Annotated in this window: 16 protein-coding genes; 9 read left to right on the top strand and 7 right to left on the bottom strand. The window is 66.4% G+C overall.

Annotated elements, in window-relative coordinates; genetic code table 11:
• Positions 1-163 precede the first annotated feature (163 nt).
• Entirely contained in the window at positions 164-898 is a 735-nt protein-coding gene (locus tag ABD301_RS30825) for a Type 1 glutamine amidotransferase-like domain-containing protein (protein ID WP_344313795.1), read from the bottom strand.
• 226 nt (positions 899-1,124) lie between these two features.
• On the opposite strand from ABD301_RS30825, the gene ABD301_RS30820 reads away from it, so the two are divergent.
• The 4 genes from ABD301_RS30820 (at position 1,125) to ABD301_RS30805 (ending at position 4,511) form a co-directional block, all read left to right on the top strand.
• The gene (locus ABD301_RS30820) at positions 1,125-2,333 is read left to right on the top strand and encodes a cytochrome P450 (RefSeq protein ID WP_344313793.1); all 1,209 of its coding nucleotides are present in this window, start codon (positions 1,125-1,127) and stop codon (positions 2,331-2,333) included.
• Positions 2,334-2,342: 9 nt separating this feature from the next.
• Positions 2,343-2,537 carry a ferredoxin gene (locus ABD301_RS30815; RefSeq protein ID WP_163567950.1) on the top strand — a complete coding sequence of 65 codons (195 nt, stop codon included), beginning with the start codon at positions 2,343-2,345 and terminating at the stop codon, positions 2,535-2,537.
• 279 nt (positions 2,538-2,816) lie between these two features.
• Positions 2,817-3,155, top strand: a complete 339-nt coding sequence (locus ABD301_RS30810; RefSeq protein ID WP_344313792.1) for a hypothetical protein — start codon at positions 2,817-2,819, stop codon at positions 3,153-3,155.
• A 51-nt stretch (positions 3,156-3,206) separates the two neighbouring features.
• Positions 3,207-4,511, top strand: a complete 1,305-nt coding sequence (locus ABD301_RS30805) for an MFS transporter (protein WP_344313791.1) — start codon at positions 3,207-3,209, stop codon at positions 4,509-4,511.
• Here the strand turns inward: ABD301_RS30805 and ABD301_RS30800 are convergent.
• Complete coding sequence (locus ABD301_RS30800; protein WP_344313790.1) at positions 4,508-7,654, bottom strand: TIM-barrel domain-containing protein; 3,147 nt, start codon at positions 7,652-7,654, stop codon at positions 4,508-4,510. The genes ABD301_RS30805 and ABD301_RS30800 overlap by 4 nt on opposite strands.
• Before the next feature lie 52 nt (positions 7,655-7,706).
• Between ABD301_RS30800 and ABD301_RS30795 the strand changes: the two genes are divergently transcribed.
• Positions 7,707-7,853 carry a hypothetical protein gene (locus tag ABD301_RS30795; RefSeq protein ID WP_279579953.1) on the top strand — a complete coding sequence of 49 codons (147 nt, stop codon included), beginning with the start codon at positions 7,707-7,709 and terminating at the stop codon, positions 7,851-7,853.
• Here ABD301_RS30795 and ABD301_RS30790 read toward each other — a convergent pair.
• From ABD301_RS30790 to lpdA, 3 genes are all read right to left on the bottom strand, one after another.
• Complete coding sequence (locus ABD301_RS30790) at positions 7,850-8,749, bottom strand: TIGR01777 family oxidoreductase (RefSeq protein ID WP_344313788.1); 900 nt, start codon at positions 8,747-8,749, stop codon at positions 7,850-7,852. The two genes, ABD301_RS30795 and ABD301_RS30790, sit on opposite strands and share 4 nt — an antisense overlap.
• Before the next feature lie 124 nt (positions 8,750-8,873).
• Positions 8,874-10,634, bottom strand: a complete 1,761-nt coding sequence (gene sucB / locus ABD301_RS30785; protein WP_344313786.1) for a 2-oxoglutarate dehydrogenase, E2 component, dihydrolipoamide succinyltransferase — start codon at positions 10,632-10,634, stop codon at positions 8,874-8,876.
• Positions 10,635-10,687: 53 nt separating this feature from the next.
• Positions 10,688-12,103, bottom strand: a complete 1,416-nt coding sequence (gene lpdA / locus ABD301_RS30780; protein WP_163567948.1) for a dihydrolipoyl dehydrogenase — start codon at positions 12,101-12,103, stop codon at positions 10,688-10,690.
• A 97-nt stretch (positions 12,104-12,200) separates the two neighbouring features.
• Between lpdA and ABD301_RS30775 the strand changes: the two genes are divergently transcribed.
• Genes ABD301_RS30775 through ABD301_RS30765 form a run of 3 tightly spaced genes read left to right on the top strand, consistent with a single transcriptional unit; the run spans position 12,201 to position 14,555 of the window.
• The gene (locus ABD301_RS30775; RefSeq protein ID WP_344313785.1) at positions 12,201-13,904 is read left to right on the top strand and encodes an AMP-binding protein; all 1,704 of its coding nucleotides are present in this window, start codon (positions 12,201-12,203) and stop codon (positions 13,902-13,904) included.
• A gap of 46 nt (positions 13,905-13,950) precedes the next feature.
• Entirely contained in the window at positions 13,951-14,148 is a 198-nt protein-coding gene (locus tag ABD301_RS30770) for a hypothetical protein (protein WP_344313784.1), read from the top strand.
• Entirely contained in the window at positions 14,139-14,555 is a 417-nt protein-coding gene (locus ABD301_RS30765; protein WP_344313783.1) for a PIN domain-containing protein, read from the top strand. The genes ABD301_RS30770 and ABD301_RS30765 overlap by 10 nt, the downstream gene beginning before the upstream one ends.
• Before the next feature lie 112 nt (positions 14,556-14,667).
• Here the strand turns inward: ABD301_RS30765 and ABD301_RS30760 are convergent, their stop codons facing one another.
• Complete coding sequence (locus ABD301_RS30760; protein ID WP_163567946.1) at positions 14,668-15,009, bottom strand: hypothetical protein; 342 nt, start codon at positions 15,007-15,009, stop codon at positions 14,668-14,670.
• Between the two features lie 167 nt (positions 15,010-15,176).
• Positions 15,177-16,706 carry a leucyl aminopeptidase gene (locus ABD301_RS30755; RefSeq protein ID WP_344313781.1) on the bottom strand — a complete coding sequence of 510 codons (1,530 nt, stop codon included), beginning with the start codon at positions 16,704-16,706 and terminating at the stop codon, positions 15,177-15,179.
• 64 nt (positions 16,707-16,770) lie between these two features.
• On the opposite strand from ABD301_RS30755, the gene gcvT reads away from it, so the two are divergent.
• A complete protein-coding gene (gene gcvT, locus ABD301_RS30750; protein WP_344313780.1) occupies positions 16,771-17,877 on the top strand; it encodes a glycine cleavage system aminomethyltransferase GcvT in 1,107 nt (368 codons plus the stop codon).
• Positions 17,878-18,034 lie beyond the last annotated feature (157 nt).

Raw genomic sequence — 18,034 nt, 5'->3', positions numbered from 1 at the left:
CCGGCCCACCCCCAACCCTTTACCAAATAATACGAGAAATCCAGCACATCCTCGCCACCTGGGCCGGCGCATGCCATACCTGCCACCAAATTCTACGAACCTAACAAAGTACTACTAGGTAGACCTGCACAATCGGAATCCGATTGTGCAGCGAGAGCGACGGTCAGGAGGGTGAGGGGAGCAGCCGTACGGGCAGAGCGGTCTCAGTGGCGGTGCCGTCGCCGGTGGGTTCGACGAAGTAGGCGCCTCGGTCGGGGACCTCGGTGAGTGCTTCGACGAAAATCGTCCCGCGGTAGAGCAGCCCCACTCCGTCGTCGGTGGCGTAGCCGGCTGGCAGCGTGCCGTCAGCGATCAGTTTCTGGAAGAGCGGACGGCGCTGTTTCTCGCTGTCGTAGTGCACGCCATTCGAGTACGGGAGCATGGCGAGGCCGTTGGTGACTGGCCGCAGGTCCGGGCCGTACGAGTCGGTGGTGCCGCCGATGTGCCAGCACAGCGAGCCCGCCGAGACTCCGCCGAGGACGACGCCGGCCTGCCAGACCCGCGGGAAGATCTCGTCGAGGCCGTGGACGCGCCAGACGGCCAGCAGGTTCGCGACGCTGCCGCCGTTCACCCAGATCACGTCCTGGTCGAGCAGGTGCGCCTCGATGTCGTCGACGTTCGGCATCGGGAACAGGTTCAGGTGACTCGCCTCGACGCCGGCCAGCCGGGCCGCCTCGTCCTCGGCGGCGAGCCAGAACTGCTGGTCTCCGCCGGCGGTGCCGATGTGGCAGACCTTCGGCCGGCGGCCATCCACGCCGGACAGCTCCAGCGCGAGGTGCAGCAGTGGGCCGTATGTCAGCTGATAGCGAGACCCGCGGCTCCAGCCGCCGGAGGTAGCCAAGATCGTCGGTTCCGTCATGGGCTCATTCTGCTGTGTCGCGATGGCCGACTACACCGGCCGCCAGGCCGTTCCCGGTCATTGGCGGTAGGTCCGACCGCCAACTGGGTCGGGTCTGGCGACGTGATCGGACGCGGCCCGCCGCAGGCACTCCGGCCGCCAACGGAGTCTGACAAACCACATGATTGCCCGCCAGACTGCTAGTTAGCTAAGCTAAGCTAACTATCCAATCGGGAGGAGCGGCACCATGACGCAGACTCAGGAGACCCCCGCATTTCCGATGAGCCGGCAGTGCCCGTACGACCCACCGCCGGCTTATGGACAGCTGCGGGAGACTGAGCCGATCAGCCGGGTACGCAACTGGGATGGCCAGGAGGTCTGGTTCGTCACCCGCTATGCGGACGCGAGGGCGGTGTTGGCGGACCGCCGCTTCAGCGCGGACTCGCGACTGTCCGGCTATCCGAGCGTGAGCGTCGCGAGCTCGATCAGCCGCCAGCATTTCCGGTCGTTCATCAACATGGACGACCCGGAGCACTCCCGGTTGCGCCGGATGTTGATCAGCAGCTTCACGATGCGCCAGATGGAGGCGCTGCGGGCGCCCATTCAGTCCATTGTGGACGGTCTGATCGACGACATGCTGGCGAACGGTTCGTCGGCCGACCTGGTGCGGGATTTCGCACTGCCGCTGCCATCGCTGGTGATCTGCCAGCTGCTCGGAGTCCCGTACCAGGACCACGACCGTTTCCAAGGCTGGAGTCGGCGGCTGATTTCTTCAGCCACCACCAAAGAAGAGGCGCTGCAGGCGACCCAGGAACTCGGCGCGTACCTGACCGAGCTGGTCGACGCGAAGGACCGTGAGCCGGCCGACGATCTGATCAGCCGGCTCGTAGTCCAGCAGTTGCGCGCTGGGACCCTGACCCGGCAGGAGATCGTCGGGATGGCCCGGCTGCTGCTGGTCGCCGGCCACGAGACGACCGCCAACATGATTGGGCTGGGCACCGCGGCGCTGCTGCAGAACCCGGACCAGCTGGCGCTGCTGCGTACGGACCCGAACCCGGCGCTGGTCAAGAGCTCGGTCGAAGAGCTGTTGCGCTACCTGACGATCACCCAGAGTGGGCGGCGCCGGGTCGCCACCGAGGACGTGACCGTTGCCGGCCAGTTGATTCGGGCCGGGGAGGGCGTAATCGTGGCCGGCGACGCGGCGAACCGTGATCCGGACGCCTTCGCCGACCCGGACGCGCTGGACCTGGCCCGATCGGCCCGCCAGCACGTCGCTTTCGGGTACGGCATCCATCAGTGCCTCGGGCAGCCGCTCGCCCGAGTGGAGTTGCAGGTCGTCTACGGGACCCTTTACCGCCGGATCCCGACCATGAAACTGGCCATCCCGCCCGAGCGGATCCGGTTCAAGCACGACATGATCGTGTATGGAGTGCACGAACTTCCGGTTAGCTGGTAGGAGAAGAACATGAAGATAATCGTGGATCGTGACAAATGCATCGGATCGGGACAGTGTGTGATGACCGAGCCGGCCGTTTTCGACCAGGACGAGGACGATGGCCTGGTGGTGTTGCTGCAGGCATCGCCGGGCGCTGAGTACGCGGCGGCGGTACGGGACGCGGCGATGATCTGCCCCTCCCAGGCCATCACGATCGAGGAATAGCCAACAACGCTGTCTGTGGCACCGGGCGGAGCGTGCGGCTTCGCTGGGGACCTGACTCGTGCCGTTCGGCACAGGTGGACGGGGCGCCGGCCGCCGTGGTTGTGGCCGGCACCGCGATCGCATCTGTACGCCACCTGAGCGGCTCGGACCTCGCGCCGCGCGATAAATGTGTTTTCGGTTACTAGGACCGAATCGGCCCGCTTGGGTGACAATTGTCATTCAGTACGCTCGAAATACCGCCTGAATCGGGCGGTTTCTCATTCGAGCGAAGAGGTGACGGTGTTGGTGGGTAACAAGGTGCTGGTAGCGGTGGCGGGTGCGGCGATAGCCGGTGCGATTTTCTCGGCGGCACCGGCCAGTGCCGCGGTGGCTCGCCCGATGTCCACGCCGGACGTGCCGGGCCAGTGCTCCGATGGCACGAACATTCGCAGCTCGTGGCCCAATGGCGCGGTGCTGGGAAGTTGCTACTCGAACCACTCGCTGACCGTGCACTGTAACAACGGCAACGAGGACAACTTCTGGTATTACGCGACGGACAACACGACCTCCGTCACCGGCTGGATGTATGCCGGCTACGTCTCGGTGGGCCGGTTCGTCTCGGTACCGACCTGCCGTTAACGCTGGTAAATCGTTTGCCGGGCCGGCCGTCGCCCAGGAAAATGTGACGACGTGTCTGAAGACGATCAAGTCGAGAATCCTGGTTGGCGGCGCCGGTTGGCGTCCCTGCGACTGGACGTGACCCCGTTGCGCGGCGACCGGGATTTCCGGATCCTGTTCGCGGCCGGCACGGTTTTCTATTTCGGCTTCATGATCACGTATGTGGCGCTGCCGTTCCAGCTCTACCACCTGACCGGCTCCAACTTCGCGGTCGGCGCGCTGGGGCTGATTGAGTTGCTGCCACTGATTGTTTGCGGTCTTTATGGCGGCGCGCTGGCCGATCACGTCGACCGGCGGACGATGTTGGTGCTCACCGGGGTCGGGCAGGTGCTGCTGACCGTGGGCCTGCTCGGGAACGCAATGTTGCCGCATCCGCAGGTCTGGATCATCTATGTCCTCGGCGCGCTGTTGGCGGCCGTCGCGTCGCTGCAGCGGCCCAGCCGGGAGGCGTTGCTGCCGCGGGTGGTCAGCCACGCGCAGCTGCCGGCGGCGGTCGCGTTGTCGTCTTTTGGCGTACAGCTGTCGATGTTGGTCGGTCCGGCCCTGGGCGGCATCGTGATCGCGCAGGTCGGGGTGCCGCTGGCGTTCGGGATCGACGTGGCTGGGCTGATCGCCGCGACCGCTCTTTTCGCGGGCCTGCGGCGCTACCCGGTCACTGACGGGGGCCAGCCGCCGTCGGTGGCGTCCATTGTGGATGGCATCCGTTACGCGGTCCGGCGAAAGGACCTGCTCGGCACGTACTTGGTGGACATGGTCGCGATGCTGATGGCCTCACCGGTAGTGCTTTTTCCTGCGTACGCCTCGGAAGTGCTGAAACAACCGACGGTGTTGGGGCTGCTCTACTCGGCCGGTACGGTCGGCGGCCTGCTCGCCACCGCGACCAGCGGCTGGACTTCCCGGGTCCATCACCACGGCCGCGCGGTGGTGCTGGCCGCCGCGACCTGGGGCGCCGCCACCGCGGTCGCCGCGCTGACGAACTCGATCTGGCTGGTGCTGGTCGCCTTCGCGGTCGCTGGTGGCGCGGACATGATGAGCGGCCTGTTCCGCTCGGTGATCTGGAACCAGACCATCCCGGACTCCAAACGCGGCCGGTTGGCCGGGATCGAGGTGCTGTCCTACTCGATCGGGCCGCTCGGTGGCGAGGCCCGCGCTGGCATGATGGCGGACCTGACCGGCGTACGGTCCGCGATCCTGTCCGGCGGCGTGCTCTGCTGCGTCGGCGTGGGCGTGACCGCACTGTGGCTGCGCGACTTTTGGCGCTATGACTCCCGTACGGACGAGCATGCCATCGCCCAGCGTGAACTCCACACCGTCTAGCGGTAACCCACCACGGTCGGCGCGTGCACTGACTTCTTGCCGACATTGACCGTCAGAGTTCGGGTGCTCGCCGACCAGGTCCACTGGCTGGTGGACCTTCCGTCGATCGTCACGCTGGTCGGCGGGGTAGCGTTCTGGAACTGTACGGTCCAGGTCCGCTGCTGGACCTGTCCGGCGAAGGTGCCGGACGACGGCGCGATGGCCAGTCGGTGGCCGTGGTCGGCATAGGTGACAGCGGTGGTCGCGTAGGCGGAGGTGTTCGTCGTCGTACCGTCGTCCTCATAAAGGGAAAACGCGCCATCGGCACCGACCGCGACGTTGACAGTGGCGGCGGTCAGCGGATTCTGTACGTCATTGGTCACGTTTCCGGTTCTCAGCGGCAAGATCCCGCCGGACTTGACGAGCACCGGCATCGTCGACCAGGTGCTGCTGATGTCCACTGTGGACGGCCCGGTGTACGTGACGCCGGTGAAGTAGTCGGTCCACTGACCCGGCGGCACCCAGACCGAGGTGGTGGCGGTGGTGCCCGCGGTTGTCGTCGGCGCGACGAGGACGCTCGGGCCGTAGAAATACTCACCGCCGGCCGCTGCGTACGCGTCAGGCTGGCCGGGATATTCGAGGTAGGTCGGGCGGACGATCGGCACGCCGGTACGGTTCGCCTCCGCCGCGAGGCTGTATGTGTACGGCACCAGGTTTTCCCGCAGATTCAGGAATTTCTCAACGGCCGCCCGGGCCGCGTCACCGTACTCCCATGGCAGCCGATTGCTGTGGTTGCCGTGGAACCGGAAGATCGGTTGGAAGGCGCCGAGCTGGGCCCAACGCACGTAAAGGTCGTCCGGCAGATTCGACTGGTTGGCATTGAAGCCGCCGATGTCATGGCTGGTTGCCGACAATCCAGTGGACGCGGCTTCGCCCGGTGTGTAGCCGACCTCGAATTTCAGGGTGTCCCATGACGAAGTCGTGTCACCGGTGAAGTGGACGGTGGTGCGTTTGTCGGCCCACGGACCGGTCGGCAACCCCTGCTGGCCGCTGTAACCACCGGCCTGCAGCGACCCGAAAGCGCGCGAGAAGGCGAAACCTCGACCGATGTTCTTGCTCGTGTTATGGGCGTATTGCTGGTTGATCCAGGCATCCGGGGTGACGCCGGCCGCGGAGGACTGCGACGGCTCGCAACACCAGTCCAGCCACCAGAAGTCGACACCCTGGCTTTCCATGCCCTGATGCAGGTTGAGATACGCGGCGAGTTGGTCAGGATCTGACCAGTCGAAGACATAGCAGTCGCCCGCGTGTGACGTGTCGGTGTAGCAGTTGGCATTCTGTTTGGTGAGTTTTCCCTTTGCGGTGGCCATCGCCTGGGCGAACTGCGGATCGGAGCTGAGTACGCTGGGATGGATGTTCAGGGTGTTGTGCAGGCCCATGGACGCGGACCAGTCGAAAAACTCCTGAGGATTCGGGAATTTCGCCGGGTCTATTTCCCAGCCGTCCCAGGTGTCCGGCGACTTGATGTCCGTGTCGGTGACGAGTACGTCCAGTGGCACGCCTTCGGACCGGAATTTCGCGAGCATGGTCTTGTAGTCAGCCTCGTGGTAGTCGTAATACTTCGAATACCACAGCCCGTACGCCCACCTCGGCAGCAGTTTGGGCGGCCCGGTCAGGGTGGCCAGGTCGGACAATGCACGCTTGTAGTCCTGCCCGTACGCGAAAAGATAACCGTCCTGGTAAGGCTCGCCCCCGTGATTCGTCCGCGCTGTCACCGATTGTCTCGCTGGGTCGAAAATCGCGGACGTGGTGTCGTCGAGCAAATACCAGCCGTCCTGGTAGAGCAGGCCAGGCGTGGTCAGTGCCGCGCCATTCACGCCGTCCAGGCTGCGCCGATATCCGCCAAGCGGCGCGTGTGGGGCGAGCAGCGCGGCACCGGTACGGGTGACCGCCACCGTGTCGAGGTTGAGATGGCAGGAATCGGCGTCGGGACAGCCGATGGTCACCGTGTTGTCGCCGGCCTGGAGGTTGACCGGAATGCTGCTGATCCGCCAGGAATCCCAGCTGCTGGTGGGTGGCAGCGTGGCGGGCACCTCGTTTACCGCGATCGTACGAGCAGCGGACTGCGCGTTCGCGTATCGCAGCTGCAATGCGTACGTTCCCGCCGCCGGCACTCCGGTCAGGTGCACGGCCGCGGCGGCGCCGGCCTGCGTGAGCCCGGCGACGAACCCGTCGCCGGAGAAGTCGTTGTGGTCGCTCTGCTGCGAGGCGCCGCCGGTCAGGTTTGCCTTCTCCGCCTCGCAAACCGTGCCGTACGGGCATGGCTGGGCCTGCTGGCCCGGCCCTGGATAGGGCGCGTCCGCGCTGGTGACGGCAAGACTGTCGAGGTTGACATGGCCGGAATCGCTTGCTGCTTTGGCGACGGTGACAGTGTGGTCTCCGGCCGGAAGAATCAGATTGGTGTTGGCCAGCGCCCAAGTGTCCCAGCTCCCGGTGACCGGGAGAGTGAGCGCACTGGGTGCGCCGCCGTCGACGCTCACACTCAGCGTACGAGTGACACTTTGCCCGTCGCCGCCGAGCGCGTTCGCATAGCGGGCGCGAAAAAGGTACGTGCCGGTGGTCGCCGCTGTGGTTCGGTAACTGAGCGAATCACCGGTGTCCTCGAAGCCGGCCGCGAAACCGGTGCCGGTGAATCCAGTGTGGTCGGTGGCCACCGAAACCCCGCTGAGACCTGCCTTTTCCGCCTCACAGAGCGCGCCGATCGTACATTCGGCGGTGCCCGGGAAGAGGGGATGCGCGGTCACCTGCTGCGCGCCGTTGCGCAGTTCCACCGAGACGTTGCTCGCCGTGTACGGGCCAGAGCCGACCTTGTATCGCAAGGTCAACGCGGACGTGCGGATCGTGAGCCAGCCATTGCTGGTCTGTGAGGTGAAGTCGGTACGCGAAAAACTGTCGCGCCCGATCGCGTTGAAGGTCGCCGCGTCCACAAACCGCGTGTCGCCGGCGTATTCCATCCGGATCAGGGCCGGGGAGAGAACCTCAAACCGGGCGTTCCCGGAGGTCACCACCGGTGGTTTTGGGGCGTGCCTCGCCGCGGCCGGTGAGACCAGCAGCCCAGCGGCGGTGACGATAGCGGTGAAGGTGGCGATGAGCCGGATACCCACGTGAACTCTCCTCGATGATCGTGTCGACGAGCAGCCCTCTGGCAGGTGCGATGTGCCCCATTCGACGTGCATCGACCACAGCCGTCAAGGAATCGGCCGGATCGGGCCATTCACCGTCCGCGAACTCGACGTTTTCGCTGTCAAGCCCGGCGATGTTCACCACCACAAGGTCAAGTTCGCGACGGGTTATCTCGGCTAGCTGGCGATCCAGGCCATCGCGGCATCGACGTCGGGGTGCTGGAAGGAAAAACCGGCATCGACGAGTTTCTGCGGGAGCGCTCGTTGGCCCGCCAACACGCCTTCGTCAGCGAATTCGCCAAGCGCGATCCGCAGGGCAAAGCCGGGTACCGGCAGATACGCCGGCCGGTGCAGCGCCCGGCCGAGTGCGTGGCTGAACTTCGCATTGGTCACCGGTGTCGGGCCGGTCAGGTTCACCGGTCCGGAAATGTCTTTTGCGGTAAGCAAGAACTGGATCGCGGCAAGCTCGTCGGGGAGGCTGATCCATGGCCAGTACTGCTTGCCTGAGCCCATCGGGCCACCGACGCCGGCCTTGAATAGTGGCAGCATCCGGCCCATGACACCGCCACCGCGGCCGCAGACCAATCCGCTGCGCATCAGCACCACCCGCACGCCAGCGTCGGCCGCGGGCGCTGTCGCTTTTTCCCACTGCCGTACGAGATCGGCCAGGAATCCGTCGCCGACGGGCGTCGACTCCTCGACCGGGATCGTGCCGGTGTCGCCGTACCAACCGACCGCCGACGCGGACAACAACACGCGCTGCCGCCCGTCCGCGGCAGCTTCGGCCAGGGCGTGGGCGACCGCGGACGTACCATTAACTCGACTGTCCACCAGAAGTTTCTTGTACGCCGAAGTCCAACGTTTGTCGCCGACACCGACGCCGGCTAGATGAATCACCGCGTCCACATCGGACAAGAGTGTCGGATCGAGCTTTCGGTGGTCGGGATCCCATTGAGCCTCGTCCGGCGCTGCTGGCTCGCGTCGGACCAGCCGGAGGATTTCGTGGCCGTCGGCGCGCAGCAGAGGCTGAAGGGCCGTACCGATCATCCCGCTTGCCCCGGTGATCGCGATCTTCATCTACCCATACTCCCGCTGATGGCCGCAGGAAGTTGATCTTGGTTAGTTGGCCTACGCAAAACGGACATCGGTTCGGAATATCCTTTTCGTACGGGCCAACTAACCAAGATCAACAACACCGGAGCTAGCCGAGGCCTACTTCGCTGTGGAACTGGCCGGCTTCCAGCCGATCCTTGATGGTGACCAGGAAGCGGGCCGCATCGGCGCCGTCGACGAGGCGGTGGTCGTACGTGAGGGCCAGGTAGACCATCGAGCGCGGCACGATGATCTCGCCGTGCGCGGGGTCGTCGATGACCACGGCCCGCTTCACCACCGCGCCGGTGCCGAGCATGCCGACCTGCGGCTGGTTCAGGATCGGGGTGTCGAACAGCGCACCCCGGCTGCCGGTGTTGGTCAGCGTGAACGAACCGCCACCCAGCTCGTCCGGGCTGGCCTTGTTCGTACGCACCCGCTCGGCGAGGTCCGCGATCTTGCGGGCCAGGCCACCCAGGTTCAGGTCGCCGGCGTTGTGGACGACCGGGACCAGCAGGCCGCGTGGGCTGTCCACTGCGATGCCCAGGTGCTCCGCGTCGTGGTAGGTGACCGTCTCGTTGTCGTTGATCGTCGCGTTGACCTGCGGGTGCTGGCGTAGCGCCTCGACGGTCGCGAGCGCGAAGAACGGCAGGAACGAGAGTTTCACGCCCTCGCGGGCCGCGAAGTCGGCCTTGGCCTGATTGCGCAGCTTCGCGATGGTCGTGACGTCGACCTCGACAACCGTGGTGAGCTGCGCGGAGACCTGCAGCGACTCGACCATCCGCTTGGCGATCACCTTGCGGATCCGGGTCATCGGCACGGTCTTGCCGCGCAGCGCGGCGGCGGCCTCGCTGACGGCACCGGGCTTGGCGGCCGGCGCTGACGGAGCTGCCGGAGCCGCGACGGCTGCCGGTGCGGGCTTCGCGGCGGCGGCTTTCGCCTTCTCAGCGGCGTCCAGGATGTCCTGCTTGCGGATCCGGCCGCCGACACCCGTACCGGTCAGGCTGGCCAGGCTCACGTTGTGCTCAGCGGCCAGCTTGCGGACCAGCGGCGTGACGTACGCGCCGGCCGCCTCGCCGTTCGAGGTCTGCGCCGCCGGGGCGGCGGTTGGAGCCTGAGCCACCGGGGCGGGGGCGGCAGCAGGAGCCGGTGCGGGCGGAGCCTCTTGCTGCGGAGCTTCCTGTTTCGGGGCTTCCCGAGCAGGAGTGGGAGCGGCGGCAGCCGGCGCGGACGAGCCACCGGACGTACCGATCACCGCGAGCTGCGCCCCGACCGGAGCGGTCTCGTCCTCGGCGACGCTGATCTCCAGCAGGGTGCCGGCGACCGGCGACGGGATCTCGGTGTCGACCTTGTCGGTGGAGACCTCAAGCAGCGGCTCATCGACGTCGACGCTGTCACCGACCTGCTTCAGCCAGCGGGTGACGGTGCCCTCGGTGACGGACTCGCCGAGCGCCGGCAGGGTGATCGGCGTGCCACCCTCAGAGCCGCCCGAGGCAGGCTTCTCCTGCGCTTGTACGGGCTCCGGCTCAGCCTCAGCGGCGGGGGCCGCGGGTTCGGGCTCGGGTTCCGGCTCGGCGGCGGGCTGCTCGGCGGGAGCGGCCTCGCTCGTACCGGCGTCGTCCTCGCCAGCGTTACCGCCGTCGTTGATGATGGCCAGCTCGGCGCCGACCTCGACGGTCTCGTCCTCGGCGACCACGATCTTGCTCAGCGTGCCTGACACCGGGGACGGGATCTCGGTGTCGACCTTGTCGGTGGACACCTCCAGTAGAGGCTCGTCGGCCTCGACCTGATCGCCCTCCTGCTTCAGCCAGCGGGTGACGGTGCCCTCGGTCACGCTTTCGCCAAGCGCGGGCAGTTTGACGGAGACCGGCATGTCGGTTGCGACTCCCTTTGATTCCTACAGGTTTGTTTTAATTGTGGCTGCGTCTAATTGTGGAAATGTAGCGGTTTGCCGGCCAACGCCAGATGCGCTTCGCCGATGGCCTCGGACTGCGACGGGTGGCCGTGGATGAACTGCGCCACCTCGGCCGGGAAAGCTTCCCAGTTGTAGATCAGCTGGGCCTCGGCGAGCAGCTCACCGACCCGGGCACCGACCATGTGTACGCCGACGACCGGACCATCTTTCGCGGCGATCACCTTGACCGCGCCCTGCGTCTGCAGGATGAGCGACTTGCCGTTCGCGGCGAGGTTGTACGACACCTCTTTGATCTCGCCGTACTTCTCCGTCGCCTGCTCGGACGTGTAGCCGACGGAGGCGACCTCCGGGTCGGAGTACGTGATCCGTGGGATGCCGGCATAGTCGATCGGCATCACCTGCAGGCCGGCGAGCCGCTCGGCGACCAGGATGCCTTCCTGGAAGCCGACGTGCGCGAACTGCGGGGTGGCGATCAGGTCACCGACGGCGGAGATGGTCTCGACGGCGGTCTGGCAATACTCGTCGACCTTCACGAAACCGCGGTCGAGTTGGACGCCCTGCTGCTCGTACCCGAGGTCGGCGGACACCGGCCCGCGACCGACCGCCACCAGCATGATCTCGGCTTCGACCTCTTTGCCGTTCTCCAGCGACACCTTCACACCCGAGTCGGTCTTCTCGACCTTGGACGCCTTGGTGCCGGTGTGGAAAGCGATCTTGCGCTTACGGAACGCCCGCTCCAGCAGCTTGGAGGAGTCCTTGTCCTCCAGCGGTACGAGATTCGGCAACGCCTCGACAATCGTGACGTCCGCGCCAAAAGACCGCCAGATCGACGCGAACTCGACGCCGATCGCGCCGGCGCCGAGGATGACCACGCTGGCTGGTACGCGGTCGAGCTTGAGCGCGTGCTCGCTGGTGAGGATCCGCTCGCCGTCCGGCTCGAAACCGGGGAACCACTTGGGCTGCGACCCGGTCGCCAGGACGACGTGCCGGCCCTCGTACCGCTGGCCGTCGACCTCGACGGCGGTCGGCGAGACGAGCTTGCCGGCACCCTCCAGATACGTGACGCCACGCGACTTCAGGGTGCCCTGCAGGCCCTTGTAGAGGCGCCCGACGATGCCGTCCTTGTACGAGTGGACGCCACTCATGTCGATGCCCGAAAGTGTCGTCTTGATGCCGAACTGGATGCCGTCGCGGCTGAGGTCGGCGACCTCGCCGGCGTGCAGCAGAGCCTTCGTCGGAATGCAGCCGTAGTGCAGGCAGGTGCCGCCGGCCTTGTCTTTCTCGACCAGCAAAACGGACTTGCCCAGGTCGACCGCGCGCAATGCGCAGGCGTACCCACCGCTGCCGCCACCGAGGATGACGATGTCGTACACGGTGTTGCCGTCTGTCACGGGTTCTCCTGACGTTTGACGTGGGACGATCCCCATCTTGGCACTCCGTTCGGGCAAGCGCCCTCGCGAGGTCCCCGCGCGCTCGTTAGTGTTGCTCATCACCCGACTTTGACTGCCCAGTCAGGGAGCAGCGATGGCCAACGCGTCGACCGAAACCTTCCGTACCGCCCGCGATTTTCTCCTCGCCCACCGCGAGGACTACGACACCGCGTACGCCCAGTTCCGCTGGCCGGAGCTGACCGAGTTCAACTGGGCGCTCGACTGGCTCGACGTGGTCGCGAAGGACAACGACGGCATCGCGTTGTGGGTGGTCGAGGAGGACGGCTCGGAGCGCAAGCTCACGTTCGCGCAGATGTCCGAGCGGTCGAACCGGCTGGCGAACTGGCTGCGCGGCCACGGCGTGGGTCGTGGCGACCGGCTGATCCTGATGCTGGGCAACCAGATCGAGCTCTGGGAGACGATCCTCGCGTGCATCAAGCTCGGTGCCGTGCTGATCCCGGCCAGCACCCTGCTCGGGCCGGCGGACCTGCGTGACCGGGTCGACCGCGGCAACGCCCGCCATGTGGTGGTCGGATCCGTTGATGCCGCGAAGTTCGCGGAGGTGGCCGGTGACTACACCAGGATCGCGGTGGGGGAGCCGGTCGAGGGTTGGCTGAGCTACCGCGACGCGTACGACTCCTCGCCCGATTTCGAGCCCGATGGGCCGACGCAGGCGAGCGATCCTTTGTTGCTCTACTTCACTTCTGGTACGACCGCGAAGCCCAAGCTCGTCGAACACACACACGCGTCCTATCCGGTGGGGCATCTGTCGACGATGTTCTGGATCGGGCTGCAACCGGGAGACGTACACCTTAATATTTCGTCGCCAGGTTGGGCAAAACATGCTTGGAGCAACGTTTTCGCGCCGTGGAACGCGGAAGCGACCGTGCTGATCTACAACTACGCGCGCTTTGACGCCACCGCGTTGTTGGATCAGTTGGTACGGTGCAATGTGGCGAGTTTCTGTGCGCCGCCAACGGTGTGGCGGATGCTGATCCAGGCCGACCTGAGCAAGGTCAAGGTGCCGGTACGCGAAGTCGTCGGCGCCGGTGAGCCGCTGAACCCCGAAGTTATCGAGAAGGTCAAGCAACATTGGGGGCTGACGCTGCGGGATGGCTTCGGGCAGACCGAAACCACCGCGCAGATCGGTAATTCTCCTTCGCAGCAGGTGAAACCCGGCTCGATGGGCCGCCCGCTGCCCGGGTACGTCGTCGAACTGGTCGACCCGATCACCGGCCAGCCGGCTGAGGAAGGCGAGATTTGCCTGGATCTGGCCCATCGTCCGGTGGCATTGATGACTGGCTATCGCGATGACAACGAGCGGACCAGCGAGGCAATGCGCGGCGGCTACTACCACACCGGTGACGTGGGATCGCGTGATGCGGATGGTTACGTGACCTATGTGGGGCGTACGGACGACGTGTTCAAGGCTTCGGACTACCGGATTTCGCCCTTTGAGCTGGAAAGTGTGCTGATTGAGCATGAGGCCGTGGTGGAGGCCGCGGTGGTGCCTTCGCCGGACCCGATCCGGTTGGCTGTCCCCAAGGCGTACGTAGTGCTGGCGGCCGGATTTTCGCCGACCGCCGAGACCGCTGAGTCAATCATGCGATTCGCGCGGGAGCAGTTGGCTCCGTACAAGCGAATCCGGCGACTGGAGTTCGCCGAGCTGCCCAAGACGATTTCCGGCAAAATCCGCCGGGTAGAGCTGCGGGGGCGGGAACGGGACGTACACGGCGACTCCGACACGAAGGTCGACGGCGAGTTCACCGAGGACGACTTCCCGTCCCTCAAGTCCTGACCTACCACTCAGGATATACCCGGAGTGGCTGGTATATACTCGTCCTGTGAAGCATCTCGTGGATCTGGATGAAGGCGCTCTTGCCGCTGCTCAGGAGCATCTCGGCACCAAGACGATCAAGGACACGGTGAACGCCGCTTTGAACCTCGCGACCGGGCGGACGCTCAGTGGCGACACGATCGATGCGGCTCTCGACGTCTGGTCGACGATGGACCTCCCTGACAGGGAGGACATGTGGCGCTGACGCACCTGGCAGACACCAGCGTGCTGGCTCGCATCGCCAAACACGATGGTGTTCGCGCGGCCGTACGTCGGTTGATGACAACGTCGAGTCTGGCTCGGTGCACGCTCTCCGACCTCGAAGTCGGAGCTTCTGCTCGCAACGCCGACGCATGGGATGCGTTGCTGAGAGCGAATCGCACGCTCGTGGCCGTGGATGTGGAGCCAGGCGACCTGGCGCGAGCCGGGGGAGTGCAAAGAGCCTTGGCCGCTGCCGGCCGACGTGGTCGAAAGCTGCCAGACCTGCTGATCGCCGCCGCTGCCGAGCGCCGCGGACTGACGATTCTGCACTATGACCACGACTTCGACCTGATCGCGGATGTCACTGGCCAGCCGCATGAGTGGGTCGTCCCGCGCGGTTCCATGGACTGACCACTCGCCGGAGCCTGGATCCACCGCTGGGTGAAGGGCAAAGCTCTTCACCTCCACGCAGAACCGGTGGATCCAGGTCTCGTGCAAGCGAGTCGTTGCGGACGGACGGCGGTCAGCCGCTGCCGTTCGGGCAGTAGCTCACGTCACCGTTGGCGTGGGTGTAGGCGATGCTCGAATAGCCGCTTACACCTGTCGTGTTGTCGCGTAGCTGGTAGAAGTTGCCGTTCGCGTCGGCGTTGAACAAGCAGTAGACGGTCACCGAATGACCGCGGTAGCCGAGCCCCACCACGTTGTTTGGATCGAACGGGTTCGGCTGGGACCGGATGCGGACACCGTCGTCGGTGAAGTAGCCGGACACCGCGGCCGGCGCCGCGTAGCTCGCCGCAGGCGCCACCAGCGCACCGACTGCGCCGAGGAGAACCGCCGCGCGGGCGGTCGTACGGAACAGGCTCATGCGTTCCTTTCCGTTGCTCAACAGGGAAACAACGGCTCAGGTAAGCATGAGACCGGACATCTTGAGAAATGTCACGTAGGAAATGTCCGATTGTTGCGGCACTGAGCGCTAGTGCTGGTCAGCGGCACCCGACGTGCACAATCGGAATCCGATTGTGCACGCGGCCCTCAGCCGTTCTCGGCGATGTCGTCGAGCAGGTCCAGGATCGTACGCACCGGGACGCCGGTGCCGCCGCCGACGATGTGGCCGTACGCGCCGCCGGAGTGGTAGCTCGGGCCGGCGATGTCGATGTGCGCCCAGGGCAGACCTTCGGGCACGTACTCGGCCAGGAAAGCGCCGCCCTGCAGCATGTGGCCGGCCCGCTCGCCGCTGTGGTTGGTCTGCGAGAGGTCGGCGATCGGGGAGTCCATGCCGTGTCGTACGTCGTCGGGCAGCGGCATCGGCCACATGGCCTCGCCGACCCGGCCGCCGGCCTCCACGACCCGGGACCGCAGGTCCTCCGAACCCATCACGCCACTGGTCTGGTTGCCCAGCGCGACGACCTGGCCGCCAGTCAGCGTGGAGGTCTCGATCAGGTAGTCGGGGTCGTCCTCGGCGGCCCGCGCGATCGCGTCGCCGAGCACCATCCGGCCTTCGGCGTCGGTGTTGATGATCTCCACGGTTTTCCCGCCGTACATGGTGACCACGTCACCCGGCCGGTACGAGGCACCGGAGAGCATGTTCTCGGCCAGCGGCGCGTACGCGGTGATCTTCACCTTCACCTTGAGGGTGGCGGCGGCGATGATCGTGTTGACGATGGCGGCAGCGCCGGCCATGTCGCTCTTCATCTTGCCCATGCCGGCGACTGGTTTGATCGAGATGCCGCCGGTGTCGAAGGTGATGCCCTTGCCGACCAGCGCCACGTGTTTCTTGGCGCCGCGCGGTGAGTACGTGATCCGGACCATCCGGGCCGGCGCGTCACTGCCGTCGCCGACCGCGAGGATGCCGCCAAAGCCGGCTTTGCGCAGCGCGGCGTCGTCGAGCACCTCGACCTTGGCGCCGCTGCCGGCGACCGCGTCCCGCATCGCGTCGGCGAGCGACGGCGGCCGCATGTAGTTGCCCGGGGTGTTCACCCAGTCGCGGGTCCGCCGGACCGCCTCAGCCACCGTCTGTGCGCGCTTGACCTCGGATTTCAGGGCCTTGTCGGCCTTGTCCAGCGCGTCGCCGACGAGCAGGGTGAGCTGGGAGACCGGCTCCTTGCGGCCGTTCGCCGACGGCGTCTTGTACGCGATGAACTCGTACCCGCCGAGCAAAGCCCCTTCGAGCACCCCACGAACCGCGTCGAGGTCGCCCAGCGGCAGGCCGAGCGCGACCCGCTCGTTGCCCTTGAGCGCCCGTACGGCCACCCCTGCGGCCCGCCGCAGGGTGTCCTGGTCGATCGGTTCACCGTCCGCCGGTTCGCCGCCGAGCCCGACCGCCAGCACCACCGGGGCGGTAGTGGCGCCGAGGGTGGCCAGCTTGGTGACCTCACTGGCCGAGCCACTCGCGCCGAGCTGGCGCAAGGTCGCGGCGAGGGCGCCGTCGAGCGCCTTGTCGAGGCTCTCCGCACCGGCCGCGAGCACCGGTCCATCCTCGTCGGGGCTGCTGTGGATCCCGATGACGACCGCGTCCGCGACGGTCGTGGCGGCGGAGTCGGCGGAGAGGTCGAGTGTGATCACGTCAGTCAGCTTATGGTGTGTTGCCGCTGGCCGGGCCCCGGGTCGCAGACGTTAGGTTCCTGTTATGAGTGAGAACCCGCTGCGACGGTCCCCGCTACACGCCCGGCACGTTGAGGCCGGCGCCAAGATCGCCGATTTCGGCGGCTGGGAGATGCCCATCGAGTACGCCGGCGGTGGGGTCATCGCCGAACATACGGCCGTACGGGAAGCCGTCGGGATCTTCGACGTGTCCCATCTCGGCAAGGCGACCGTGCGCGGCCCCGGCGCCGCCGACTTCGTGAACAGCTGCCTCACCGCTGATCTCGGCAAGATCGCGCCGGGCCAGGCCCAGTACACGCTGTGCTGCGACGACGTTTCGGCGGGCGTGGTCGACGACCTGATCGCCTACCTCTACGGCCCGGACCACGTCTTCCTGGTCCCCAACGCGGCCAACACCGCCGAGGTGGTCCGCCGGCTCACAGCCGCCGCGCCGGCCGGCATCGAGGTCGTCGGTCGGCACGAGTCGTACGGCGTCGTGGCCGTGCAGGGACCGCGTTCGGCCGAGCTGCTCGACCGGCTCGACGTGCCGACCGACCACGACTACATGTCTTTCGTAGACACCCACGTGGCCGGCGCCGAGGTGGTGGCCTGCCGGACCGGCTACACCGGCGAGCACGGATACGAGCTGGTCATCCCGGTGGAGCACACCGTCCAGGTGTGGGACGCGCTGCTCGCGGCGGGCCAGGACCTGGGCGTACGCGCCGCCGGACTCGGTGCTCGCGACACGTTGCGTACCGAGATGGGCTATCCGCTGCACGGCCAGGACCTGTCGATGGACATCACTCCCGTCCAGGCCCGGTCGGCGTGGGCGGTCGGCTGGGACAAGCCGGCGTTCTGGGGTCGGGACGTGCTGGTCGCCGAGCGGCCGGCACCGCGCCGCCGGCTGACCGGGTTGAAGGCGACCGGCCGCGGCATCCCGCGGGCGCACATGCAGGTGCTCGCCGGCGACACCGTGGTGGGCGAGGTCACCAGCGGAACCTTCTCGCCGACCCTGCGAACCGGGATCGGGCTGGCTTTGCTGGACACCGCCGCCGGGGTGAAACCAGGCGACGAGGTCGAGGTGGACGTACGCGGCCGCCGGCAGGCGATGATTGTCACCACGCCGCCTTTTGTGCCTTCACACGTACGCTAGTTTTCGGCCACCGGACGGCAAAAAGTGCCAGCCGGGAATGGCCGGGGTACGGTGCCGGTGGTGCGCTCACTCACATCCTGGAACACAGCGGGTGCTCCCGATCGATGAATGAAGAGAGAAGGGTCAAAGAAGACCGGAATTTCGACCTCGTAAGGAC

Origin of the sequence: Fodinicola feengrottensis, from assembly GCF_039530045.1 — a bacterium.
GTDB lineage: Bacteria > Actinomycetota > Actinomycetes > Mycobacteriales > HKI-0501 > Fodinicola > Fodinicola feengrottensis.
This window is presented reverse-complemented; position numbering and strand designations above follow the sequence as displayed.

Coding starts and splice junctions, on each gene's coding strand:
- lpdA (WP_163567948.1), bottom strand. CDS start 12,103: ATGGGGATCGTCCCACGTCAAACGTCAGGAGAACCCGTGACAGACGGC.
- ABD301_RS30775 (WP_344313785.1), top strand. CDS start 12,201: ATGGCCAACGCGTCGACCGAAACCTTCCGTACCGCCCGCGATTTTCTC.
- ABD301_RS30815 (WP_163567950.1), top strand. CDS start 2,343: ATGAAGATAATCGTGGATCGTGACAAATGCATCGGATCGGGACAGTGT.
- sucB (WP_344313786.1), bottom strand. CDS start 10,634: ATGCCGGTCTCCGTCAAACTGCCCGCGCTTGGCGAAAGCGTGACCGAG.
- ABD301_RS30760 (WP_163567946.1), bottom strand. CDS start 15,009: ATGAGCCTGTTCCGTACGACCGCCCGCGCGGCGGTTCTCCTCGGCGCA.
- gcvT (WP_344313780.1), top strand. CDS start 16,771: ATGAGTGAGAACCCGCTGCGACGGTCCCCGCTACACGCCCGGCACGTT.
- ABD301_RS30820 (WP_344313793.1), top strand. CDS start 1,125: ATGACGCAGACTCAGGAGACCCCCGCATTTCCGATGAGCCGGCAGTGC.
- ABD301_RS30825 (WP_344313795.1), bottom strand. CDS start 898: ATGACGGAACCGACGATCTTGGCTACCTCCGGCGGCTGGAGCCGCGGG.
- ABD301_RS30790 (WP_344313788.1), bottom strand. CDS start 8,749: ATGAAGATCGCGATCACCGGGGCAAGCGGGATGATCGGTACGGCCCTT.